This window comes from Bifidobacterium oedipodis (genome assembly GCF_012932425.1).
Lineage (GTDB): Bacteria > Actinomycetota > Actinomycetes > Actinomycetales > Bifidobacteriaceae > Bifidobacterium > Bifidobacterium oedipodis.
Map to the genome: position 1 here is coordinate 333,962 of NZ_JAAIII010000003.1, position 25,947 is coordinate 359,908.

The 25,947-nt window shown below is 57.7% G+C and carries 16 protein-coding genes and 1 pseudogene; 2 read left to right on the forward strand and 15 right to left on the reverse strand.

The features are described from left to right. Positions 1–64 precede the first annotated feature (64 nt). A complete protein-coding gene (locus tag G1C95_RS06490; protein WP_169172137.1) occupies positions 65–1,411 on the reverse strand; it encodes an ABC transporter substrate-binding protein in 1,347 nt (448 codons plus the stop codon). 246 nt (positions 1,412–1,657) lie between these two features. Between G1C95_RS06490 and G1C95_RS06495 the strand changes: the two genes are divergently transcribed. Then, positions 1,658–2,692 (forward strand): LacI family DNA-binding transcriptional regulator, encoded by a 1,035-nt coding sequence (locus G1C95_RS06495; protein WP_169172138.1) that lies wholly within the window; start codon positions 1,658–1,660, stop codon positions 2,690–2,692. Between the two features lie 118 nt (positions 2,693–2,810). On the opposite strand, the gene G1C95_RS06500 is transcribed toward G1C95_RS06495, so the two are convergent. The 10 genes and pseudogenes from G1C95_RS06500 to G1C95_RS06540 form a co-directional block, all read right to left on the reverse strand. Continuing rightward, on the reverse strand, positions 2,811–3,878 hold the full coding sequence (locus tag G1C95_RS06500; RefSeq protein WP_240947462.1) for a LacI family DNA-binding transcriptional regulator: 1,068 nt from the start codon (positions 3,876–3,878) through the stop codon (positions 2,811–2,813). A gap of 103 nt (positions 3,879–3,981) precedes the next feature. After that, positions 3,982–5,013: a LacI family DNA-binding transcriptional regulator gene (locus G1C95_RS06505; protein WP_169172140.1), complete on the reverse strand. Its 1,032-nt coding sequence runs from the start codon at positions 5,011–5,013 to the stop codon at positions 3,982–3,984. A 49-nt stretch (positions 5,014–5,062) separates the two neighbouring features. Continuing rightward, entirely contained in the window at positions 5,063–5,746 is a 684-nt protein-coding gene (locus tag G1C95_RS06510) for a YesL family protein (protein ID WP_169172141.1), read from the reverse strand. 47 nt (positions 5,747–5,793) lie between these two features. Then, positions 5,794–9,153, reverse strand: a complete 3,360-nt coding sequence (locus tag G1C95_RS06515; RefSeq protein ID WP_169172142.1) for a heparinase II/III domain-containing protein — start codon at positions 9,151–9,153, stop codon at positions 5,794–5,796. 193 nt (positions 9,154–9,346) lie between these two features. Then, a complete protein-coding gene (locus G1C95_RS06520; protein WP_169172143.1) occupies positions 9,347–10,666 on the reverse strand; it encodes a hypothetical protein in 1,320 nt (439 codons plus the stop codon). Positions 10,667–11,150: 484 nt separating this feature from the next. Beyond that, entirely contained in the window at positions 11,151–12,323 is a 1,173-nt protein-coding gene (locus tag G1C95_RS06525) for a glycoside hydrolase family protein (protein ID WP_169172144.1), read from the reverse strand. Positions 12,324–12,586: 263 nt separating this feature from the next. After that, the gene (locus G1C95_RS12555) at positions 12,587–12,931 is read right to left on the reverse strand and encodes a hypothetical protein (protein WP_240947463.1); all 345 of its coding nucleotides are present in this window, start codon (positions 12,929–12,931) and stop codon (positions 12,587–12,589) included. Between the two features lie 83 nt (positions 12,932–13,014). Next, a pseudogene (locus G1C95_RS12780) lies at positions 13,015–13,416 on the reverse strand (alpha/beta fold hydrolase); the annotation flags it as partial. Positions 13,417–13,530: 114 nt separating this feature from the next. Beyond that, positions 13,531–14,574, reverse strand: a complete 1,044-nt coding sequence (locus tag G1C95_RS06535; protein WP_169172146.1) for a LacI family DNA-binding transcriptional regulator — start codon at positions 14,572–14,574, stop codon at positions 13,531–13,533. Positions 14,575–14,717: 143 nt separating this feature from the next. Further along, positions 14,718–16,784: a glycoside hydrolase family 31 protein gene (locus tag G1C95_RS06540; RefSeq protein WP_169172147.1), complete on the reverse strand. Its 2,067-nt coding sequence runs from the start codon at positions 16,782–16,784 to the stop codon at positions 14,718–14,720. A 257-nt stretch (positions 16,785–17,041) separates the two neighbouring features. Here G1C95_RS06540 and G1C95_RS12635 point away from each other — a divergent pair, with 257 nt between their 5' ends. Beyond that, positions 17,042–17,164 carry a hypothetical protein gene (locus G1C95_RS12635; RefSeq protein WP_277348187.1) on the forward strand — a complete coding sequence of 41 codons (123 nt, stop codon included), beginning with the start codon at positions 17,042–17,044 and terminating at the stop codon, positions 17,162–17,164. A gap of 849 nt (positions 17,165–18,013) precedes the next feature. Here G1C95_RS12635 and G1C95_RS06545 read toward each other — a convergent pair. From G1C95_RS06545 to G1C95_RS06560, 4 genes are all read right to left on the reverse strand, one after another. Further along, on the reverse strand, positions 18,014–19,939 hold the full coding sequence (locus G1C95_RS06545) for a beta-L-arabinofuranosidase domain-containing protein (protein ID WP_169172148.1): 1,926 nt from the start codon (positions 19,937–19,939) through the stop codon (positions 18,014–18,016). A gap of 124 nt (positions 19,940–20,063) precedes the next feature. Next, positions 20,064–22,364 (reverse strand): glycoside hydrolase family 36 protein, encoded by a 2,301-nt coding sequence (locus tag G1C95_RS06550; protein WP_169172149.1) that lies wholly within the window; start codon positions 22,362–22,364, stop codon positions 20,064–20,066. 54 nt (positions 22,365–22,418) lie between these two features. Further along, complete coding sequence (locus tag G1C95_RS06555; protein WP_169172150.1) at positions 22,419–24,260, reverse strand: glycoside hydrolase family 43 protein; 1,842 nt, start codon at positions 24,258–24,260, stop codon at positions 22,419–22,421. A 99-nt stretch (positions 24,261–24,359) separates the two neighbouring features. Next, positions 24,360–25,721 carry an ATP-binding protein gene (locus tag G1C95_RS06560; protein ID WP_169172151.1) on the reverse strand — a complete coding sequence of 454 codons (1,362 nt, stop codon included), beginning with the start codon at positions 25,719–25,721 and terminating at the stop codon, positions 24,360–24,362. Positions 25,722–25,947: the final 226 nt, after the last annotated feature.

The following is a 25,947-nucleotide window of genomic DNA, read 5'->3' on the forward strand; positions in this document are numbered from 1 at the left end:
CGAAGGAGGTAGCAACAAGGAAGAGACTCCGTTATCTACAACTTGTTAGCTTGATGCCAAGCTGTCAGCCGATGGTGTAGTTGATGCCCTTGGACTTGAGATCATCAGCAACGAACTGCTGGGTGTTCTCCAGCGCCTGCTTGACGGTCTGCTGCTTGGCAACGGCCTTGCCCCACTGATCCTGCAGTTCCGGGAACCACGCATCATAGTTCGGACCAAGGTTGAATTCGCCGAGCACGGTTTCGGTGGCATTCTTCACCACATCGAAGGCCTTGTCATCATCGGAGTAGAAGTTCTCGGGGATATTGGCCTTGATGTACTTGTCGATGTCAATGGTGTCAGCGCTGCGTCCCTGCGGCACACCAGTGGTCTTGGTCTCCGGATCACGACCTGCTTCGATGCCTTCTTCGGTGTTGGTGAAGTGGATGTACTTCATCACCGCATCCTGATGCGTGCGATCGGTGCCGGCCGGTACGAAGGCCACCTGGCTGACGATACCCGGGGTCTTGGAACCGGAATCGTCGATTGCCGGGTATTCGAACGGTTCCCATTTGCCGGATGTGTTCGGCATATTCGTCTTGTAGCCGTTGATGGACCAGTACTGGGTGGTCATGAACGCCAGGTTACCGGAATCGAAGAAGCTGTACAGCGACGGCCTGTCCTTATAGGTCTGGTTGGAGACCATATCGCCATCAATCATCTGCTGAATAACATCCGCGGCCTTCAGCGTGCCCTTATCAAGGAAGTTCACCTTCCACTGGTCGCCGTCGATCTGGAACCAGTTGGCACCGGCCTCCTGGGCGAGCGCCTCGAGAACGGAAGGGTCCTCGCCGGCAAGGTTGAACACCTTGACACCATCGGCCTGCGCCTTCTTGCCGAGCTCGAGCACTTCATCCCAAGTCTTCGGATCCTCAACGCCATACTTGGCCTTCACATCGGTGTTAATCAGCGAGAACTGACCAGAACCCACCGTGGGGAAGCCATAATAGGTACCGTCCAATTGCGCGTTGGACTTGGCGGCGTCGGTGTAATCGCCCAGAATGGACTTGATGGACTCGCTGATATCCTCAGCCCAGCCGTTGGCCACGTTGGTGGTCAGCGGGGCAAAGCCCTGCACATAGTCGGGCAGTCCGCTTTCTGCCTTGAACGCGTTGCGGAAGTTCTGTTGGATTGCGGTGTTGGAGGCCTGAAGCACAAACTTCGCCTTCACTTCGTCCTGAGATTTGTTGAACGCGTCCACCACGTTCTGGCCATTCTTGTCCCAGCTCCAGATTTCGATTTCGACAGGGCCATCGGACTTGGTATCACCCGCAGTGGTATCCGCCGTATTGCCGCAAGCGGCCATAGACACAGTCAGCGCACCAGCCAGAATAGCGGCACTCACGTTCTTCAAAGTCTTCCATGACTTCATTATGTTCTCCTTTAGATAGCGTATCGATAAGCTTTGTTTGTCTCAGTAAAGTCACTGCCTTAATGGCTTTACTTTCACACTTAACGGCTTCTTGAACCTTATCGATAAGGTAATTATGTGACTGAAATCGCTTTCTTGCAACTACGGAGTGTCGCGACTTTAAATCGCAGTTAATACAGTACAACAAGGCGTATGATAACCTTATCGATAAGGCACAGCAAACGCATTGCAACAACTGGGGGTCTCATGGTCACGATGAAGGACATTGCCAAAAAAGCCGGCGTCTCCGCAACCACCGTTTCAGCGGCGTTGCGCGGCACGGAAGGCGTAAGCAGCGAAGTGGCGGCTCGCATTCGCACGATTGCCGAACGCATGAACTATCGCGTCAATGCCTCAGCTCAAGCACTACGCAGCGGGCATACGAACACCATTACCCTGTTCACCGCCAGCATGGCCACGCAGTATTACCATTCACTGGCCACCAGCCTGTCATATGAGGCGACCACACAAGGATTCGAAACTCGCATTCAACAGTCGCGATTCATCACCCACGATGAAGCCGATATCATCCGCAACGCCTCGGCCAGCCAATCAGATGGCCTTATTTTCATTTCCACATCCCTTACCCCTAGGCAAGTACTCGACTGCGTCGGAGGCAAGCCCGTAGTGATGTTCGAGAATTATATGGACGATCAATTGATCGATAGCGTCAACACCCCCAGCCGACGTGGCGCACAGACCGCCATCAAACATTTGGTCGATCAAGGGTGCACACGCATCGGAATCATCGGCAAAGACACCTTGCCATACAACGCCTACAGGCCAAGTCCATTGGCCGGCCGCTCACGTAACGCACGTATACTGGCCGCGCAACAGGCCATCACCGACCTTGGGCTGCCCCACGCCCAAACCTCATGCGAAGACGTAGACTGGTCGGCCGAAGGGGGAATTGAGGCGGCCTATCGCATGGCCGACGCCGGACTGCCCTACGACGGTGTGTTCTGCGCCAACGACATCACCGCTTTGGGCGTGTTGCGCGGGTTGGCCGACCGAGGAGTGCGCGTGCCCCAGGATGTTGCCGTCATCGGTTTCGACGGCATCGACACTTCTACGTACAGTGTTCCGCGCCTAAGCACCATCGCCCTCGACTACCAAGGCATGGCACGCTCGGCAGTGATGCTGCTCCTGCAGCAGATCAATCACCCAGACACCCCCTCACTGCCCCAAACTGTTACCGCAGGATTCACATTAGAGGTTCGTGAGTCTTCTCTGCGTCGGTGACATACGCCACACAACTGTGCGGCTACGCCACTACATAACATCCACCCTGTAAACGCTGCATAGCAGCGGTCGCAGCTACATACCTTACAACTGCGACCACTGCTGTAGCCTTCCTTACCTATGCTTTGGCACGCGGGGCTGCGGTGGAGTCACGCACGACTAGACGGCCTTCCACCACACGGCATTCGGGTGTTGGCATCTCATCGCCGGCACGCTTGGCTTCGATTTGTGCGTACAACATATCGAAGGCTTCCTGACCCAGTTCCACAAAATTCTGGCTGTAGCTGGTCAGGGCCGGCTCCCAGAGCGGAGCGAAGATCTGATCGTTGTATCCCGCTACAGAAATATCCTCGGGGACTTTTCGGCCGCCCTCATGCAATCCCTTAATCAGAGAAATAGCGGTTTCATCGTTACCGGCAAAAATTGCAGTGATAGTGTCGCTTGCAGCGAGCCGACGGCCCAGTTCGACGCTTTCGTTCAAATCAGGGCCGACTTGATACGCTTCAGTGGCCACGATGCCGGCGGCGGCCATGGCGTCACGCCAGCCCATCGTACGAGTGTTATTGTTCGGGCCTTCGGCACGATGCACGTGCACCACGCTTTGATGGCCAAGGCCAAGCAAATGTTCAGTGACCTGCCGTCCGCCTGCACGTTCGGAGGGAATCACCTGATACGGAGCATCGCCGCGCGAACCGCCGATCAATACCATCGGCATATCCTTAGGGATCTGTCGCATCGCCTGGATGGCGATTTCGTCGGATTCGTTGACGATCACGCCCGCAGGATTGGCAGACAGCACGCGGCTAACGATATTGTTCACTTCATCCGCATCTACACCATCCAGCGAGGTGACGCCATAGAGAAAGCCCTTATCACGGGCCCCATGTTCCACGCCGCCGCTGACCTGTGTGGTGGCCCAGTAGCCAGACAGCGAGGTGAGCATCATCACCGAGTCCATCACCTTGTTGGCCAGGGCGCGCGCAACAAAACTCGGCTTGTATCCCAACAGTTCGATGGCCTGCGCGATGCGTTCGCGCTTATCGTCGCTCACGCGCGCGGTACCGTTCAGGTAGCGCGACACCGTGGGCACCGACACGCCCGCCAAACGGGCCACATCCTTAATAACCGGGGTGCCTCGCTGCTTGCCCGATCGCGTCGTTGCGCCGGTTGTACCCTGTGCCATCATGCCCGCCTTTCGCCGCTTTCACCCATATGCGTCTATCAGCATTATGACACGGGCTCCAACCTGCGATAGCGCTTGCATACTGCGGCGCGGCAGCACCCCAACCTCAGTCGCGCGGTGCGGCAGTCGATTCGCGCACAATCAACTCGCCTTCAATAATGCGACATTGCGGCTCAGGGGCCATCTGTCCGGCACGCTTCGCCTCAATCTGCGCATACAGCATATCGAAAGCCGCGCGCCCCAATTCCACGAAGTTCTGGCTGTAGGTGGTCAGAGCCGGCTCCCATATCATGGAAAACAGCTGATCGTTGTACCCTGCCACAGACACATCCTGCGGCACGCGTTTGCCTTCGTCGCGCAGCCCACGAATCAGGGCGATAGCTGTCTCGTCGTTGCCGGCGAACAGGGCGGTCACGCTCGGATCATGGGCGAGACGACGGCCAAGTTCACGCGAATCCTCCAGATGTTCAGATATCTGATAACTGCGATTGGCAGGCAAACCAGCTGCAGCCATGGCATCACGCCAGCCCAACGTACGAGTGTTGTTGTTCGGACCTTCGGCACGGTGCACATGCACCACATTCTGATGCCCGAGGCCAAGCAGATGCTCGGTGACACAACGTCCGCCGGCGCGTTCGGAGGGCATGACCTGGTAAGGTGCGTCGCCTCGCGAGCCGCCGACCAGCACCATCGGCACGTCCTTGGGGATCAAGCGCATGGCCTGAATAGCGATTTCGTCGGATTCGCTGACGATCACACCCGCAGGATTGGCCGACATCACACGTCCCACGGTGCTTTCCAACTCGCTGTCTGAAATACCGTCCAGTGAGGTGACGCCGAACAGGAATCCTTTGTCGCGCGCGGCGCTTTCCACGCCACTGTTGATCTGTGTGGTGGCCCAAAACGTGCTCAGCGAGGTGAGCATGGTGACCGAATCCATTACTTTGTTGGCCAAAGCACGCGCCACAAAACTCGGCTGGTAGCCAAGCAGTTTGATGGCTTGTGCGATTTTCTCGCGCTTGTCGTCGCTGACGCGCGCGGTGCCGTTGAGATAGCGCGACACCGTGGGCACGGACACGCCCGCCAAACGGGCCACATCCTTGATGACCGGTGTGTTGCGCGTGGTTGTTGGAGGCATGCGCGTCTCCTTTCATTACTGATTATGGAAAAGTTGGTCCGTGCAACCGCTACATGGTGGCGACGCTACCGCCCTGGTTACGATCCTGCTCAGCGGCAATGGGCAGCAGCGGCGAGCCGATGGATTTCAATTGCTTGTTCCAGCGCACGGTCAGGAACGCCGAGGCGAGAAACAGCGGCACGGATACCGCGAATATGGGAAGCAGTCCCGGTACCATCCAGCAGATGGCAGTAACCGCGACCTCGACGGCCAGAATCTTCAGAGAAGTCAGCGGCCACATCAGCGGCAGTTGCAGCGAGTTCTTGACCAAGGCAAGCCGCGTGATGTCGAAGTTCGCCTCATTGGCCGCCGCGAACGGCAGCACAAGGCCGAACAAATACACCAGCACAATCAGCAGCACCCAAGCGAATGGGTTGGATTGGAATTCCAGCACCTGCCAGCTGAGCACACCGGAGACCATCACCAGCGAAAAGCCCGCTGACAGCAGCCAGAAGCGTTTGATGTTGGCTTTATAGTATTGCCACGAACGCTTGGCCCATGCGAATGCGTCGCCTTCGCGCTCGTAAGCGCGGAACACTTCGACCACAGTGATGGTGGCGGGAACGATACCGAACACGACCAGCCCCAGCAGCGTGTAGGCAATCCACAGCAGGTTCATCATCACCAGCCGGCAAATCAGCAGGCAGATGTTATATATGCTTTGCGCGGCGCGCTGCTTCATGTTCATGGCCATCGGTATCGCTCCCGTCATCATTAGCGTCACACTATATGATACCGGTTTCAGAATGTCGCAACGCCGTGCCACGCACCCTTAGTCAGATATACAGCACCGTCGGCACCAATCGTTGCGTTTGCTTCAGGCTCTCCGGCGCGCATTGCGTTGATGAGCACGGTGAAACCATTGGCGGCGTCCGTTTCGGCGCGCAGGAACTCCAGTTGATCCTTGCCATCAACCTTGGGTGCCACAGGCGAGCTCAATCCCCATTCGGTGCTGATTGCTGTCAGCGGGGTTAGGAACGTGGTCTGCAACGACAGGCCATAGTTGCAGACATGGCGAACATCAACAGGAGCGCCGCTCTTTCCCGACTGCGACGGCAACTGCGGCAGCTGCGGCAGCACACGCGCGGCAATCGGCAGATTGAAGCGAATCGTCCCATCGAAATCGCTCATGCTGTCATGCACCAGCATCAGTTCGGGTTCGGGGAACCACAGCACTGTGCGACGATGCTTGGCAACCGGCATGTGACCGGTTTCAACATCCTGGGCATTGTCGATTTCGATATCGATACGCTCCACGTCCCCACCGAACGACGTGTTCAGCACGCGAGCGGTGCGCGGGGTGTCAACCCAACCGCGCTCGATGCTGTAATTGCTCAGATCCAGTCTGTCGGCGCGCACTTCGCCACGGGCTCGAGCACCGGTTCGTGAGGCGAACTGCATGGTGGCGTGAGCCGAGGAGCTGACCAGCCAGTCCTTGGAGGAGTCGAAATAGCCGATAATGCCGGGGTCGGCCACCGTCAGCACACGATCCTTGTACAGAATAAACGAGCCTTCGTCAAAATGCCCGTGCCCGATGGGCTTGGGGCTGGCCATAACGGCGAGCATCTGCTCGTGCGGCTGGTCGAAGCCCTTACGGAACAGGCAGATGCCGGAATCCGGGTAATCGAGATTAGAGGTCAGCGGACCCCAATCCCCTGCACCGGTTGTATCAATGGTGTCGGCGGCGGTTGCGTCGAGCAGCAGATGTTCGAATGCTACCGATTCAGTCCAGAATGGGGCAACCGGCTTGCCTGCACGCTTCCAAGTGGCGAGCATCTGCCGCGACAAAGTGCCATCCACACGCGCCACATCGCCGGCGCACAAGCCCAGTTGCGCGAATTCGGAGCCGTTGCCGACCTGATGATCACCGAAGGTGGGCGTGGAAGGCACGCCGCATCCAGCCTCGTAGCTTGCAGCAGACAATGGTTCGGCCTCGCCCGGCTGGGAGGGAATCTTTGTGTTGGAGAACGGGTAATCGGGCGTGACCATGTCAGCGTAATACTGGAACATATCGCGCAGACGGGTCGTTTTATACCAATCCGCACCCGTGCAATGCCCCAGCACACGCGCCACGAACGTGTAACGAGACAATGCGGCCATATGGTAGCGCAAGGATTCAGGGAACGAACCATCAGGGTTAACGTGGTCGTTGAGCTGACTGGAAAGGAACCATGCGGAGTCCTGCACTGTGCGACGAGCCTTAAGCTTGCGTTCCTCGCTTGGCAGCACGCCGGCCTGCAGCAGCACCAAAGATAGTACGGCCGCGCCGGCCATCATATCGGTTTGCCAGTTCGTGGCACCCAGCTGCACCTCGTCGCCGGTCAATGCCGTGCGATCGCGGGAGTCGGTGACATACAGCAGCATGTAGTCGCACAGATTAAGCAGTCGGCGGGTTTCATCGCTGCTGAATAATCCGGGGAAACGCTCATTGTCGCAGATCAGGGAGTATGCGGCGGCTACTGAGCACATGATGCGCCCGGCCTGCACGGCACCGTATGCGTCTGCACCGTAGGGACGGCAGTTGTTGACCATCCAATGCTCCGCGCCCTGGCAGAATTCGTCGAGTTCAAGGAAGATCTCGCGCTTGGCCTTTTCGGCGTATGCCTGATTGTGCTCCACGAACGCAACGATGGCGTCCGCCTGGCAGCTCAAGGCCATGCCCGGCCCGCGTCTGAGATAGCTCGAACGGTTGATGGTGCGTTCGAACACACCGCACTCTTCGCCGCTAGCGTTGAGGAAGTGGATGGTGAAATCCAAGCCCACCGGCATCACGCCATCAATTTTGAGCATGAAGGTCGCCGTGGTGCCCTGGTTCGGCTCGATGGCGATTGGATTGAGGCTGACAGCCTTGGCGACAGGGGCTTGAGCACCGTCGATATCCTTGCCGTTGTTGTTGGCCTGAGCAGAACCAGCCGGGCAAGCTAGATGCAGCGAGGCACCGGCTGCACCATTGTGCTGATTGGCATCGCGGCGTGCGCAAGCGCCGCCGACAGAAGCATCGTGCCATCCTGCCGGAGCATTGTCCGCGGCGGCAGTTGCGTCCGCAGCAGCACCGGCACTAACGGCACCATCCGCATCCGACTGACCGGGATCATCGAAGCCAGCGTTGACAATAGGCCAATCGCCACCGGTTCCAGCGAATACGCGCAGATCGTCAACCCACAGTTCAAGGCGCTCCATGTCGCTGCCCGCGTTCGCGGCGGCATCAAGCTTCAGTTCGACACGTGCGGCCACAGCATCAGCCGGAGTGACGAAGTTGAACGTTGTTTCACTGCTTGACCACATCGGGAACCGAGCGTTCAGCGCAGCATAGTCAAGCTGATCGCGCTGCAGCTGGTCGGCCGCGAACGCCACATCGTCGGCCGTCCACTGGTCAGCGACGGCTTTGATTTGCTGATACTGATCGGCGAGGAACGGATCTGCATTGATGCGCGCGGCAAGCGAGTCGCTGTCGGCACCGTTGAGGAACAGGTTCGCCTTCGGATCAATGTCGAACACCAGCACCGTCGAGGCCAAAGCATCGCGAATTGCATTGGCTAGACGAGCCGAGGCACCAGCCAAAGCAGATATATCAACCGTATCGGCTTTCTTCACGTCTGCTTGTGCATCTGCAACTTCACTGTTCAGTGCCTCAACAGCGGCGAGCGCAGACTGCAGTTCCTCACAGGCAGCGGGAGCGATATTGCCCAGCTCGCGGCCAGGCACAGCATCCTTCAGCACCTGATGCGCACGGTCGGTAAGTTCGTGCGCTTTGGCGCGCAGCACTGCTGGGGTCATGGCGGCAAGGTTCTGTGTGCCAATCCATGCGGCGGCATCGGCCATGCCGTAGGTGCGTTCCATATCGTAGGGCACTTGCCAGCCGGTGATCATCGTGTTGAATCGGTTGACGAATGCAGCGTTATCAATCTGCGGCAGATAATGCCGGCTATGGCTGAACGGTCGCTGATACTCGCCCGCAAGCACCCGCTTACCGAGCGCAATCATATCGTTCACACCGTCAACGGCACCCTGCGGGTATACCGCTCCTGTTGCCGCGATGGCGGCTTTTGCACGTCGTATGGATGCTTCCAGTGCTTTGCTTCCTAGTGTGGAATTCTGCATCTTCTCGCCTTTCCTGTGTGTGTCCGCCGCCAATCTATGGCAAGCGGAACGTTTGCGTGGGCCGACCGTCGATGTCAGCCCACAATGGTGTCGGTTATATCTGTTGTAGCTGTTGGTTGTAGCCGTTGCGGCTGCTCGTTCAGCAAATCCGTAATCGCCGGAGCCAGCAGCAATAGGCCGCAATCAGCCCAACCTATTCTTCGCTCAAGGTGATCACCGGCTTGTCCAAGGTCGGGTCGCTGATGGTGATGCGTTGGGTGCGTCCATCGGCAAGACGAACTACGGTATCGTTGCCTTCCTGGCTCACTGCGCGCACCATCGGTGTGCCTTCGTGCTGTTCCATCACGGTTACGAAGCGCGCCTCGCGACCTGCTGTTCTGAAGTCGAGCGTGCGGCGGCGGTCATGTTCGGAGCCGATCGGCGTATCCGCACCAATCGATGCCACGAATCGCACGGCATCCACACCGCTCAAATCCACATGTACCACTGCGGGCGAGCTAATATCTTCGGGCGAGGCCGGCACGCTGGTTGCCATGCGCTTGCCTTCGATTTTCACCGGTCCGCCTTCGTAGTCCCGGTTCGCTTCGCGCACAGGGCGCACGTTTTCGAACGAGCAGGGCAGGTCGGCCAGTGCGATACGTTCGCCACTGGCGGTTTCCACACATGCGTCGCCCCAGAACAAGGCGGGAACCGGGTTGAAAGGCTTGGGTTCGATCATGCCGGTCTGCCAGACATAGGGCCCGCTGACGGTTTCCAACATCAGTTCGTTGGCACCGTTCAAGGCCACATCGATGTCATCGCGGCCGAAGATCCATGCGCCGAACTGGCCATCAGCCTGCTGCGTGCCATCGGTGATCACACGATAGTGCAGCTGCTGCTGGGTCTGGTAATACTCCGGATCGCAACCGACCACCACTTCACGTGCGTCGGGTGCCACGGACCAGATATCCATATGCATGATGCCGGGAGTGTTACCGGTGGTGCGCTGGCGTGCGAACCAGCCGAGGTCGTTCAGCGCAGCCATATCCGCGGCGAAGCTGGCTTTTACCGCGCCCACGTTGTGTGCGTCGAATCGGTGGCAGTCGGTGATGAACTGTCCGGAGCTAAGAGGCGAGGGGTCAAGCATCGGCTCATGGCCGAGATAGGTAAGCTCCGGTGAGACGGCGAAATGATCGGAATCCGCCAAGTCGTCGCACAGGTAGGTGGGCTGATGGGCCACAGCGGCACCATCTGCAGCAGCAACATCCGCAACACCATCAACAGGCACCACAGTCAGCGACTGCAACCCATCGGCATGGAACAGGCAGTCATACTGGTGATCGGCATCACCATGCAGATAATCGACCAGCAGCACATAATCGTCGGTCACCACAACGGCGCGACGCTGAGTGATAGGCTCGGTGAAGTCGGAGCGGCGCGCGTATGGTGGCACCGGCTCCCCAGCGGCGGGCAGCGGCACCTTGCGCCCCTCTCGCCAAGCCTGCTCGGCATAATCCACGCCGGGCGTCACCACCCAGCCGCCACCTGTGCGCCAGGAATCCGGGGACTTTCTTCACCGACTCCATTGATTCTCCTCCTTAAGAATCAAGCGCTCCACCTATGAAAGCGCTTCCGGCGGGGCCATCACTGCAACCTCAACCGTTTTGAACTGATGTACATAGAATATGTGAAAGCGATTTCAAAGTCAAGTTCGCGCGTGTTACGAAGTCGCGGATTGTCGCCGAAACGCCCTGAACTATTGAAATTTCAGGGATAATTGCCCTTGAAGCACCTTATCGCAGCCTTGTTTTTGGCGACCTGAAACAGGTATAGAAACCGGTTTCTTGATTCTTGATATCAATGCCTCCCCTATTCAACACTCACGCTTCACTCGCCTTGATTTGCAAGCATTGAGACCTTCCACAAACCCAAACAAAAAAACGGTGCCGTCGGCAGTGGACGAACCACCACCGACGGCACCGCCGGAAGGAAAGGAGGAAAGGCAAGAATAGTAATCGCTACCAGATGCGCATGGCTTTGCCAGCCAGATGCAGCACGGCTTCGACGAAGTAGTAGTCGCCGTACATCATCGGCACTTCGCGATCGTTCTCGTTGTGGTAGCAGCCGGTGCACATCTGCACCAGACCATCGCGCTCCGGCGCCCAATCGCACCATTCGGCTTCGACGGCCTTCAGAATGCGCACCGCCCAATCAAGATACAGGTGGCGTTCCAGCTCAGGCACCTGTTCGGCAATGTCGATCAGGCCGCAGGCCACAATCACGTCGGCCAGAGCATCCCAGTAGACGGGCTCGGCAGGAGCGCGGAAGTCCACCAGCGACTTGGCATCGGTGAGCGCGATATTGGCGATGAAATAATGCGCTACGCGCTTGGCGGTGTCAAGATAGCGCTGCTCCCCCGTGTTGCGCGCGGCAAGCGCGAAGCCAAGAATAGCCCAGCCTTGGCCGCGTGACCACGAGGATCCGGATTCGTATCCCTGACCACCGGGGGTGGCACGCACCTCGCCGGTGATGGGATCGAAGTCCGTGATGTGGTTGCAGGAGCCGTCTGGGCGCACGGCATTGTTCATCAGCGTATCGCAGTGCATTTTGCCGGCTTCGGTGAATCGCACGTCGCCGGTTTCTCTGCCGGCCCAGAACAGGGTCTGCACGTTAATCATCGAGTCGATGATGGACCAGCCTTCACTACCAGGCAGATTCCAGGAGCGAATGTATTTGGCGACCGGATTGAAGCGGCCGAGCAGTAGTTCGGCGGCATGCATGCCGCGCGCCTTGGAGCGTTCGCCGCCGGTGAGCTTGTAATTGGCGACGGCGCTGGGCTGCCACATGAAGCCGACGTCGTGGTGCAGCCCGATGAATTCATCAAACGCGCGGTCGAGCAGAGCTTCGCTGTGTTCGGCAGTGGTTTTGTAAGTCTCGTTGCCGGTGGCGTGGAACATCTGCCACATGATGCCCGGCCAGAAACCATTGGTCCACCAGGCAATGCCGTCGGCATCCTCGGCCTTGCCGGTTTCGTCTTTGAACGTCTGGTACACGCCATCGTTGGCAATGTACGGAATATGCCCGTTCACACGCGTGATTTCGGCCTGAAATTTGGCGTCCAGCTTGGGCAGCAATGACTCAACCCACTGGCGGTCGGAGTCGGACAGTGCTGCGGACACTTCGAATGTCATAATCATCCCTTCGTCGGGAAACGGCTATTGCTGTTCAATTTCTGCGGCCTTCGTATTGAAACCGCTTTCATATCTTGATTATGAACATAAAACCCTACGCTGTCAAACCAACACGCCAAAAACGCAGGATTGCGTAATGCTGCTATGAAATCAACAATGGCAATCTTGAAAGCCTCATATCCATAATCAACCGTCGTTATTCACTACAGCAATGAAAGCAATTTCATATACTGTGCACAGATAGCGATGCCACCAGACCACCATCACGCGGATTCGTTCAGCGTGCCAATTCGCGCAGCCCAATTCTCAACGCACTGCACAAAGCGCTGTGGATCTTCCATATGAAGAAAATGGCCATGCCCGCCATTCCACACGGACAGCGATACATCCAAATCCTGCGGATCAACTTCGCGCTCCATCGCGCCGCGAGCTTCACTGCCATAGATGCCCAGCACCGGCCTAGTCCGCCGCATGGCAACCGTGGGCGTATCCTTGCGCAGACCGAACGCGCCAGGAACCAAATACTCCGATTCGAAATAATCACCAAATGCCGTTGGATTGGTCGCGGCAATATCCTGCCGAATAATGTCGCGCGCAGATTGCGGCAAGTATGGAGAGAATGCCCCCTCAACAAATTGAAGCAGCGTGCCGAAAATTGAAGCAGCGTGCCGAGCGGATCGGATCGCATCGCTTCCAGCTGCGACATCATCTGCGCCACGGCAGCAGGCGAATCATCCCCACCATACGCAGGATCAATCACCACTTCGCCAAGCACCAATTCAGGATGCTGAGCCTGCACCATAGCAGTCAACTGGCCTCCCATGGAGTGACCGATCAGCAATACACGCTCCCCTGCCGGCACAGATTGCCGAATGAAACCAACCAAATCCTCACTGGCAGACGGAATCGTCCAAGATCCTTCATCACGACGGTTGCCGTGGCCTGGCAGTGTATACGGAAGGATTCGCCAACCTTCAGGCCACACGATTCCCTCCCAGGTACGGGGCGAACTGCCCCAGCCATGTACCAACACCACTGTGAGGTTAGGAACTATGCGGTTATCAGAAGCTGTGGGATTATCAGGACAATGCATCGACGGTCATCCTTCGCAACGCCAAGCGAGACACCAAACTTTCGGCAGTGTGTCATCGCTGGATATTTTTGAAACTGATTTCAAAATACTATACCACAGTAATCAACCTCAAATTTATTGACGTTCGGCACTGCCTCGCTGGATTAGTTGGAAACCGATATCAATGCACTGTGTGTCAGTATCGTTGAGCGATGCCGCGCTATCGCCTCGCTCAATGCGCTGAATCAGCAGATTCAGGCAGACGCGGGCCACTTCGTTGGGGTCGATGACCACGCTGGTCAGGCCGGGCGACAGGTAGCGGCCGTCGGCCACGCCGTCGAATCCGGTGATGGCCACGTCATCCGGAATACGCACACCGGCGTCCTGCAGCGCCTTGTATGCGCCGATGGCTACAGGATCGTTCAGGCAGCACACGCCATCGAAATCGCGCCCTTGGGCAAGCAGCCGCGTCATTGCGGCATAACCGGCTTCGCGCGTCCACGCGCAGGGCACAACATAGTGGCGTTCATACGGCAGTCCGGCGTCTCGCAACCCTTGCGCCGCACCACGCACTCGTTGCCGGCAGGAACTTGTCTGCGCTCCAGCGTCGGTTTCAAGGGGCTCATAGTCCCCACCGAGAATGAGCACACGACGGCAGCCTTGATCGGCCAAATGTTTGGCAGCGGCGGCCATACCATCAGCACAAGGTGTGAACGCGCAGTCGCAGCGGCCTTCCAGACCGAACCCGTCAAGCACCACCAGCGGATGTGCACGGCCGAAAGCCATAAGTTCGGCCGATGCGGAGCTGGGCCAGCACACAATGGTGCCATCGCAGATTTGCGTAACCGGGCTTTCCGCCATGGCCCGCTCGAAATCGCTGGAGAATCTGGTCTGCTGCACAATCACCTGGTAGCCGCGCGCCTGCGCTTGATCCGAGACGCAGGCTGCGAGATCCGCGGGGAAGATCAAGTCGAAGTCGGCGATGGTCAATCCGATGATGTGCGTGCGGCCGGAGCTGAGCTGGCGAGCCGCAAGATTCGGCCGATAGCCGAGCTGAGCCGCGGCGTCAAGCACACGCTGCGCTGTGGCCGGCTTGACGATGGGCTTGTTGTTCAGCGCATTCGACGCCGTCATGCGCGATACGCCGGCGAGCGCCGCAACATCATCCAACGTGACCATGGCGTGACCTCTCCTTAGCTCCGGCGGCACCGTGCCGCATCCCTACCATTATCATCATGACGCCAGTATCGCAACGAAACTAGCGGGTGCCGTCGATGGATATGACGGCACCCGCTCGCTGTTGACTTGTTGGCTTGTTGGTATCAGATCATGCCGTCAAGCCCATGGGCCTTGCCGTCACGTGCGAACAGGGGAAGCACATCGAGCGAGGCTTCGACCGTAACGCACTGCCCGCCTGCAAAGGTTTCGCCGGTATGCAGGTTGGTCCATGAGGTTGCGGCATCGCCAGGCAGGTAGACGTCGCGCGAGCGTGCGCCGAGTTCGGTGACGGGTGCCACGAGCAGGTCGGGGCCGAAGAGGTATTCGTCGGCTATGTTCGCGGCGCGCTCGTCGCTCGGGAACTCGTAGAACAGACCGCGCACCAGCGGCTGACCGTCCGTGTGGGCGGCGTCGAACAGTTCGCGGGTGTAGGGGCGCATCGCTTCGCGGATGGCAATGTATTTGCGCATAATCGCTTCGATCTGCTCCCCGTAGCTCCACGGTTCGTTGTCGCCGCCGGTGTGGATGTGGTCGATCGGATTGCCCTTGCGGTCAACGGTGGGTTTGCCCGGCACCTTGTAGCCGCCCAAGCGGTCGCCGTGGTTACGCATCACCGGTGAGAAGGCGGAGAACTGGCACCAGCGTGCGTACAGTTCCTTGAAGTCCTCGGACTGCGGGTCGCCGCCAGCGAAACCGCCCATATCGGTGGTGAACCAAGGGATGCCGGCGAGTCCCATATGCACCGCGCAGGTGATCTGGGCTTTAAGATCGGCGAAGGTGGAGTGCACATCGCCGCTCCACACCAAGGAGCCGTATCGCTGGGAGCCGGCCCATGCGGCGCGCGTGAGGTTCACGATCTCACCTTCGCGCCCAATGGCCAGCTGCCCATCGTAGAAGGTTTTGTTGTACAGCGCCGGATACACGTTACCGACCTTATTCACCGGTCCGATATGGTACAGGTAGTGGTCGTAGTCGTAATCGCCGCCCCATTCGGGTTCGGCCTCGTCCAGCCAGAAAGCATCCACACCGAGATCGGTGTAGTTGTGCTTGACCTTGGACCATACAAAGTCGCGGGTAGCGGGGTTGGTGGCGTCGAGGAACTGATTGTCGCGCGGCCACCACATGCCCACGTCCTTGCCGTTCACCGTTTTGGCCAGCAGGTTGCGGCGGCGCATCTCATCATAGTTCTCCGATTCGAGGTCGATCTGCGGCCAGATGGAGACCATGAGTTTGACGCCCATATCATGCAATTCGTCGCACATGGCCTTCGGGTCCGGCCAGAATTCCTCATCGAAGCGGAAGTCGCCCATCAGCGGCCAGTGGAAGAAGTCGATGACGATCAGATCCAGCGGAATGTTACGGCGCTTGAATTCGCGCGCGGTTTCCAAAAGCTGTTCCTGGTTCCAGTAGCGCAGCTTGCACTGCCAGAATCCCAAGCCCCATTCTGGCATCACCGGAGCATGGCCCGTGGCGTCGGCGTATTGGGCCATAATCTGCGCCGGAGTTGCGCCGGCGGTGACCCAGTAGTCGATCTGGTCGCAGGCGGCAGACTGCCACTGGGTGCTGTTGACGGCGAAGGTGGCGCGACCAACGGACGGGTTGTGCCACAGGAATCCGTAGCCGCGGCTGGATACCGTAAACGGCACGGATACCTGGGAGTTGCGATGCGCCAATTCCAGCGTGGTGCCTTTCAAATCCATAACCGGCTGCTGGTATTCGCCCATGCCGTACAAGTGCTCGTTCGCTTCAGCGTCGAAGGTGACGGTGGCACGCACGCCGCCGCCCGGCAGCGATTCATATTTGCGTGCACGCAGGCGCAGCGCTCCCCCGTCGCCGGACTCGCGCAGTAGTTCTTTGCCGTCCGTGTCGCGGAAGTAGAGGCGGCACCTGTCGCCATAGCCGTTGGCTTCGGCGACGACGACGATGCGACCGTTGGTCAGGGTGGCGGTGGTTGATCCGTTGGGATTATCGACAATGGTGATGCTGACGTCGGCGTTTGTCGTTTCCGAAGTGTTGGCAGGCAGTAGTGCCCAGTCGGCGTCGGCGATGGGTTGCATCAGGCGGGCGCGCACGCGGACGCTGTTGGTACCCCACGCCTCGATGCGCAGGTTTTCGCCGTCCCCGGTCCAGATCAGGGCATTGGGTTCGGCGATGAATGTTGACGTGGTCATCATGCTCCTTTGGATGGCTTGCTACGGCCGTTTAATTAGCGCTGAAACCGGACTGCCCCTGGACGGAAGGAAGCCTGTTTCAGCTGCATTAGTGATTGTAGCGCTAAAATTGTAGCGCTACAATCACCGCGCGTCGTAATAATCATGTCCTTTCTGTCCTAACACCCGATGAAAGTATCAAAAAACAGACGAGCGCGATACGTCTTCCATGTCTCGCCCGACCTACGATAAATATCGATTACGAAAGGACGATGAACATGAACAACGAAGAAATCCTCAACAAGCTGATGTCTATGAACGTGCCCATGAACGACGGCCTCGGCAATCTGGCTCTGTCCGTCGAAGCTAGCAAGCTCGTGAAGCGCATTTTCTCCAAGTAAGACTTGACTAAGCGCGGCCACATATTGAGGCCGGCACCTCACCGACCAAACGCCGCGCGAATTATTACGTTACCAACAGCAAGGCCGTTTGCAATCCCACCGAATAGGCGGAATCGCAAACGGCCTTGTTGCATACCAACGCCAAACAACCAAGCACCAACTGTTCACCAGCGCTTGCCTCTCATCGCTCAAAGGCGCAATACAACCATCAAATACGGCGTTTTGCACTTTTACGAACCTTGAAGGCGTTGTTTTTACATTTTCGTGAACCCTGGAAGCTGCGTTTCCCGCACATTTATGAGCCTTGGCACCTAAAACGAACAAAAACGTGTTCCCTATTGTCCGCAATCTTCTTCTGATGCGGTTCTGACGCCATATGCACTTGGTCGCCAACCGACAACGGCTCAGCGTGGCTCTAAATCTACACGTGGATTGAAAGCATCGCTGACGCCGATCCCAGCGTGGCATTGAATCCATCTGGTGGTGTGGAAGCTTCACTGGGCCGCTCAGCGTGGTCTTAAGTCCACATGTGGATTGGTTGCCACGCTGACAGTGCTCTCAGCGTGGTATCGAATCCACATGTGGATTGAAAGCATCGCTGAGCGCGTCAGCGTGGCTCTGTCGCCACGACATGGAGCGATTGCCACGCCTATGGAGGGCTCAGCGTGGTCTTAAGTCCACACGTGGATTGGAAACCACGCTGAGAGAGCAAAGCCCTGCCTAATCGACCTCAGAAAGAGCAACCAAGGCAACTGGAGTCGTCTACGGCAAACTGAATCTCCTCCAAAATGGCATTCCCATAAAACGCAAAGAGCCGGGGATGGCCCCGGCTTTTGGGAAAGAATCAGATCACTGTGGATCGTTGGCACCTTCGGCTACGGGCTCGAATGGCTCGATCTGAACTGGATGCGCGGCATCAGTGTTGAGGTACACGCTGTATTCCTCGTCGCCGCCGATTGCAGCGAGCGGGCGCATCTTCAGAACAGTCACTGCTTCTTCGAGCGCTGCTCCCCCATCGGGCAGGTTGTCGATGTCCACGGCATGCCCGGGCATGGCCATCAACACGTCACCTTCCAGCACTGCCTTGCGCGCCGGAGCGCCCTGCAGTGTTTCAGTGTGCCAATTCGATGCAATGGAGAACGTCACCACGTCGCCGTCATGCCAATCACGTTCGATAACTGCGTAGCCGTCCTCGCGGTGCGACATCGGCACGGAAGCGTCAGCCACAGTATCGCCACGCAGCAGCAGAGCGAAGCGGGAGGACTCAGAGCAGGCCCCTGACTGCGGGAGCAAACGAACCGTCAACGTAGCGGTCAGGCTTGCGGGATAATCCGTCGTAAGTTCGAGACGCACACCCTGTTCCCGCCAATCCACTGCAGATGCAATAAACGAACCAAGCAACACAGTCGACACGGCTGCTCCGTTATCGGCCGCGGATGCAGCCGCCGGTGAGTCAGCACTGTTCTTTGCCGACGACAATCCATCAGCACTGCCAACACCAGCATTATCAGCACCGGCAACGCCACGGAACCAAATATCCTTCTGCAGGTCAGATGCGCCTTCCACTCCGGTGCCGGTGCAGCACCAGAAGGTGTTCATCGGCGTAGAGAAGATCTTGCGAGCACCCACACCCATCGGCTGATGGTATTGGCTTAAGCCCGTGCGCGGATTGAGGCAGTTGAGAATGGCATTGAACTTCAAACGGGCGACCCAGTCGGCATAACGCTTATCGCCAGTCCAACGCAGCAGCGTGGAGACGACACGCTCGGTGTTGTGACCGTTGCAGCTTTCGCTTTCGCCGAAGGTCAACGCGTCGTGCAGGTCGCCGGCGGTGCCCCAGTGTTCTGCCTTGTCGGATACGCCGTATTCCAGCGTGTAATGCTTGGCCTTGGAACTGTTGGATCCGTTGGCAAAGGTGCGCGTGGCCAGCATGTTCGCGAAGTTCACAGCAGCATCGCGATATTTGACCTCGCCGGTGATCTCATAACGGTGTTCGGCGGCGATGATCTGCGGCAGATGCGTGTTGCCATGTAGATCCTCAAGCACGTCCTCTCCTTGGGAGACCGGGCCAAGGAAGTAGTCACGGTCGAAGATTTTGGCGGTGGCGAGCACCTTGTCGTCGCCGGTCAAGTCGTATAGGTTATAGAGCGCCTCGCCGATGCCGCCGAATTCGTTAATCGGGTTCAGCCGTGTGGGGCGCAGCATGTTGTCGATCTTCCAATGACCGAGCGGCGCAAAACGTCCCGCGATATAGTGCGCCAGATTGACGGCCAGCTTGAGCGCGGTCTCGTTGCCGACGTAACGATAGGCGTCGTTCAGCCCCTGCATAATCTTGTGCAACGTGTAGTAGGGTGCCCAGATTTTGCGATATTCCTTGGATTCCAAGGTGTCCAGCTGGCTTTCCGGGAATGCGGAGAGGTAGCCGCTCGGCTGTGCGCAGTCAGCCATCACACTCACAATCGTGTCCACGATGGTGTGCAGTTGTGTTTTGATTTGTGGCTCTAATTCAGCGTCGCAGCCGGCATAGAAGCGAGATGCAGCGGACAGGAAATGGCCGACGAAATGGCCGCGCAGTCCGCAGTCCGGCGCTTCCCATCCGCCTAACGGCTCGACGCCAGCTGGCTCGCTAACGCCCGCGTTCACACGGAATGTATGCATCAGTCGATCGAGGTCGAAGCTCAGCACATAGTCACGCACCAACAACTGGCGACGGCGAAACTCACCATCCGCCAACGTAACGTCGGTTAGGGGGAATGAAGCAAATCGGTTTTCCATAACCATTCCTTTCAAAGTTCAAGATTGTGATCCCGTTTGAACGATGGTCGTAGGGCATGTAAATGCAGCCTTGCGATTGACGCCACAGCACTCAAAACCATCGGAGAAACAATTGGCTACGGTGTTACAGCAATACTGCCAATCCGTCGAAGTCTTCGAGGCCTTCGATGGCGAGCGCACCTGCGTCGGTTCGGTTTACTTGGATACCCAGCCGTGCCCATACCTTGGCGATATTGGTGGTATCGCTGGCGATTCCAGGTAGCGTGATACTGGCGGGAGCTTCATGGAAGGTATGCAGCACCACCAAAGTGTGCCCTTCTGCTGGCGTACCAATCTCGCCGCAACGCACGATCGCTTGCCAACCGCGCGGATGACGGTAGCTGGCGATGTGCGGCCCGAACCATGAGCTGACGCCGTGGTCGATCACCGGCGCGGCTTCGGCATACCAATCAATGCCCTTGCGAATCGTCTCAACCTGCTCGGGGCGCAACGTTTCAGTGTCACCGGAGAAGCACAGACGGCCCAGTAGACCGGAAGCGACCTGATAATACAGTTTTTTCAGCGGCTGATCGCGTTTGACCACGGCCCAAATCTGGCTTTGTCTCGGCAGAATCATGCGATGCATGTTTGCGGCAATCACCGGAATTTCGTCTTGTTCGTGTGCATCGGAGAAGCTGGCCATCGAGCCGATCTCCATAAAGGACTGCACCAGACGATGCCCACCGGAGGCGCAGATCTCCACAATCAGCCCCGGCACTTCGCACTTCATCTCACGGAAGAATTCCTGAGAAGCGAGGATCTGCTCATACAACCCATCACCAAGAGAATTCGGGTTGCCGTTCTCGCCGGCCGGTGTCTGGCAACCGATGCCGATGGTGTCGTTGTAGTCGACCTTGATGTAGTCGAAGCCGTTGTCGGCAAGGAAATCAATGACCTTGGTCTTGAGGTACGCGCGCACTTCGGGATTGCGCATATCCCACCAACGGCGGTTGCCCGACGTAATGGACATGCCGTCGCGCGATAGCAGCCAGGCGTGATGGTTAAAGCAGTCCGGATCCTCGCGGCCGGCGATTTCGAATTCAAACCAGATGCCGGCTTTCATGCCCGCCGCATGCACCTTGTCAACCACGGGCTTGAGGCCGTTCGGAAAGTGTGCCTTACTCACCTGCCATGAGCCGAAATGGCTGGCAGCTTCGAAGGCCTTGTCGTCGAACCAGCCGGCGTCGATGACGAAATAATCCACGCCCTTGCCACCGTCGGCTTTGAGTTTGCCGAGGAATTCGATTTGCTCGTCCACGCTCTGCTCCGTGGGCACGCCCCAGGTGGTGCAGAATTCGTTGAAAATCACCGGCATTCGGGTTTCGGATTCCGGCAGATCGAGATGATGGCGCACATTGCCGGCCACGCGCTGCGCTGCGTCATCCACGCCACCAGCGACCACGGAAGCCACGGCGTACGGCGCTTCGAACGTCTCCCCCGGCGCGATGGTACGAGTCCACTGGCCGAATTCACGATCGGCCAGGCCGCCGGAAAGTGACAGTCCATAGTCGCGACGATAGGCTTCAATCTGCCAGCTGGAGGCCTGCGTGGTGGCTACAGCCCACGTCACGCCGTGCGCGGTGTCTTCGACTGCAGCGAACGGCACGTATCCGCGCACCGGGAAGCTGCCGATCGAACCAAAGCGGATGGAATTGGCGGAATACTGCTGCCAGCTGGGTTCCAGCTGCTCGTCTTCAACCGGTTCACTAACCAGACGCCCCTCGGCGCTCCACGTGGAACGGAGACGATGCAGTTGCAGCGTTTCCGGGGCCAGGCCGGTGGAGAACGGCGAGAGCGATCCCAAAGTGAAGCTAGAGAGCATTTCCAACGTCACCGGCGCGTCAGATTCGTTGGTGAAGGCAGTGGAGATTTCCACAGCCTGAGAGTCAGCGCCCATACGCAGGGTATGCGTATATCGGTAGCCACGTTCGTCCTTCAGCGTGGTTTCGACGAGAATCCGTCCAGTAACGTCTACGATATGCTTGATACCCGCCGTATGCGAGATATTCGCGATCTTCTCATCACTGGCGTCCACCCCGGCTATTCCAGTCAGCGCATCAACATTTGAATGCCCGTCGGCAGATTCTGCAGCTGTTACGGACGCAACATGATGCCATTGGCCGTCGTCCACACGAATACGCTGGCCGACGCAACGCATAGCCGCCACAGTTGCCGAATTGCGCATGGTGCGGCCTTGCGAAAAGCCGAAGGGATAGTCGTCTCCAACGATTTTGGCTTGGACGAGCGGCTCGGCGGCGCAATCGTCGCGCACCACCTGGCTGACCGTAGCGGTCGGCACAAGCAACAGTTCGACAACATGCTGCTCGGATTCACGATAGATGGCGGTGATGTCATTGCAGGTGTAAGTGGCGAGCGTGGTACGCATCGGCGTGGATCTCCTTAACAGATCAGCGGATTGTACGGAATCAGCGGATTTGAATCAGTGGATTTCGCGGTAATCGAAGTAGCGGAAATCAGCGTGAGAAGTGTGGGCGTCCATATCCTGGGAGCAAATGCCCACCATGGCACCGGTGAAGGCACAGTAGCCCTTGTGCGTCTCTTCCACATAGTCATCGCTGATGTGGTCGGCTGGCTGGTCACCGCCAAGGGGCTGCCAATCGAGCGCAGTATCGACGGCATCAGAGCCATCAACAGCGTCAGCACTATTGGCAGGCGCAGCAGCCCAGAAGAAGCGCGCCTTATCACGGCGAACCTCGACCTTCAACCGCACCGGCGTATCAGCATCCAGCGCAACCGGATCGGAGCCGTACACCGTACCGGTCCTGTCATGCCTGACAACGCGCAGGATGCGCTGGTCGCTTTGCTCATCATCAAAAGTCACGTAGGCGTAAATCCAGTCATCGGTGTCGTAGAACAGGATCAGACCGGCCAGCTGCTGGAAGTTCTTCGGCGTGAAGTCAAGCAACGTTTCGGCGTCGAAATCGAACGCTTCCCAGCGGCGCGCGAACAGCGTCTGCTTGTCAAGACTCGCCAGCGACTGCTTGCCGTACAACCGCAACCAGCCTGGGCGGGCAACCAGCGAATAATCGGGCGTTTCGCACGGATAGTTAGCGCTGATTGTCTGCGATTGCGACGAGGAAGCCACCACATCGCCCAAGCGAGGAGCAACAGCCGCACAAGACGCGTCGGATGCCACAGCAGCGTCAGTTTGTGCGGAAGAATCAGCAGCAGCTTCGGCAATCAGCGGAGCACGCAGGGTCTTCAAGCTGGGCGGCAGCGGCTTGCCGGCTGCAAAGTCAATGTGCTCGCTGCGATCCGTAAGCTGCACGACGCTTTGGCTTGCGGCAGGTGCAGGCACCGTCAGATCAGGGCAAATGGTGCCGTTGGCCAGGTGCGGCCAGCCGTCTTCGCTCCATTCGATGCGTTGGATGGCGGTTTCACGGCCGAGTGTGCAGTAGCCGCGTTCGGTGAGCGGACGCGCGCAGATCTGAGTGACGTACCATTCGTCGCCGCTCCTCAAGAAGCAGCAGTGTCCGGATTTCTGCAGCGGCGCGGTGGGGTTATCGCGTGTGGTCATCAGCGGGAAGTACGGCGAATCCTCCCACGGGCCGTCAAGGCTGCGCGAGCGAGCCACGGTGGCAGCGTGCATCCAGCCGGTGCCGCCGGCGGCGCATAGCAGGTAGTAGTAACCGTCCTTCTTCAAGATCTGCGGGCCTTCACACACGCCCAGCGACGTGCCCTGATAGAAGTGCTTGCGTTCGCCGACCAAGCTCATGGAATCGGTATCAAACTCCTGGATCACGGTGCCGGCGAATCCGGGGCGCTCAAGACGCCAGTCGAACAGCATGTTGAGGAAGTAGCTGCGGCCATCGTCGTCATGGAACAGCGCCGGATCGAATCCGGAGGCGGTTACCAGCACCGGATCGCCCCACGGGCCTTCGATGCTGGGGGCGGTGATCACATAGTTGAGCGTGTCTTTGAAGGGATACCAGCTTTTCACATCGGTGTAAACGAGGTAGAACAGGCCGTTTTTATAGCTCAGGTGCGGCGCCCAAATAGAGCCCGAATTGTAGTTGCCGCGCAAGTTAACCTGGGTGGTGCGGTTCAGAGGTGCGGCAACCCACTGCCAGTTGACCAGATCCGTAGAGTGGTAGATATCGACGCACGGCCACCATTCGAAGGTAGATGTAGCGATGTAATAGTCGCCTCCGACCTGCAGAGCGCTGGAGTCGGGGTGGAATCCCGACAGAATCGGGTTAGTGATGCGCCCAGGTGCTGCCGGCATGGTTGAGGCTTGGGTGGAATCGCCGTATGCGGTCATTATGGTCTCCTTCGCGACGATGCGGAAACGTTCGATGACCTCACTATATTATGAAACCGCTTTCAAAACAACGCGGCGTGTTTTATAGCACGGCGACCACTACAGACAAAAACCCATATACAACGGTAGATACACACGACCATCCTTGACATCCATTTGCTTGGGATGAATCACATATTGTGTACCAACACGCTTGCCGAATTTCGCGCCAAAACGATCCAACGATGTGGTGCTGTACTGGCGCGGGGATCTGACTTCGATCGGGCTGACGCGCGGCTTCATCGCAGCATCTGCATACGGACGAATAATCAGGAAGTCAATTTCCATGCGTTCTTCATTTCCATTGCTCCCCGATTGCGTGTAGAAAAACAACTTATGGCCATTGCCGCGCAGCATCTGAGCCACAATATTCTCCGTAAGCATGCCCTCATTCAGCCCTATGTCACCACGAAGCACAGCGCGATACACGCTTTCGTCAGTTGTGGTGCCGTCGGCGAACGCCAAGGACACCAATAATCCAGTATCCGCCATATAGCATTTGAGCGACGTCTGCTCCATACTGAGCGACAACCCCACGGAAGGATCCGCACAAGCAAAACACAGGTTAGCGATACGGGCATCGGCCAACCAGAAGAAGGATTTTTCGTAATCGCGCATACGCGCGCTTTTGCCCAAAGAACTTAATGTGAACCGCTTCTCGTGTTTGGATAATTGACCCGGGATTCCATCGAGCACGGAAGCAACCTTGAACTCATATCCATGGGCGAATCGCGCCACATCATTGCGATACAGTTCGAGAATACGGCGCTTGCTGGCGTCTACGGGAGCAAACTTGCGTTGCTCGACATAGATGCTTACCGGTTCCGGCATACCCCCCACCAGCATGTATTCGCGCAGCAATCCCATGGCACGTCGATGCAGCCCATCCGGCAGCGGCTTCAACGTCTCAAACTGATGGCGAATGAGGTCGGCGAGCTGCTTCTGACCCATCGCCCACAGGAATTCTTCAAAGTCCATCGGGTTCAAGTCCATGGACTCCTCTTCCGAGGGGATGACAATATCCTGGATATTCTGCCTGATGGATAGCAATGATCCCGTTTCGATGTAATCGAAGCGACCATCGGCAACCAAATACTTGATCAGCCCGCGCGCTTCAGGGAACATCTGCACCTCGTCGAATACCACCAATGTGTCCCGCTCATGCAGTTCGACACCGTAGTAGGTCGACAGGTACAGGAACAACGTGTCCAGATCCGTACGATAGTCACGAAAATACTGGCGCACTTCCTCAGTGGCTTGGAAGAAATCGATGAACAGACATGACTGGTATTCCTGCTTGCCGAATTGTGCGACCAACGTACTCTTGCCCACACGTCGTGCACCTTCAACCATCAAAGCGGTTTTGCCTTGGCTAGTGTTCTTCCACTCCAACAGCCGTTGATACGCCTTACGTTCCAGCATATTTCACCTTAGGTATGCACGAAATGACGAACTTTATAGTGCAGATTATACACGAAATGACGAAGTTTGAAGTAGGGTTTTCGCACGAAATGCAGAACTTCGAAGGTCGAAATCTACACGAAATCCCGAACTTTGGAGGACAGGATACGCACGAAATGAGGATTAATGACCAAAATGTGCGCCCGGAGTGGCCCGCCAGCTGTTGTGCCGTCTGATGTGTCGGGTT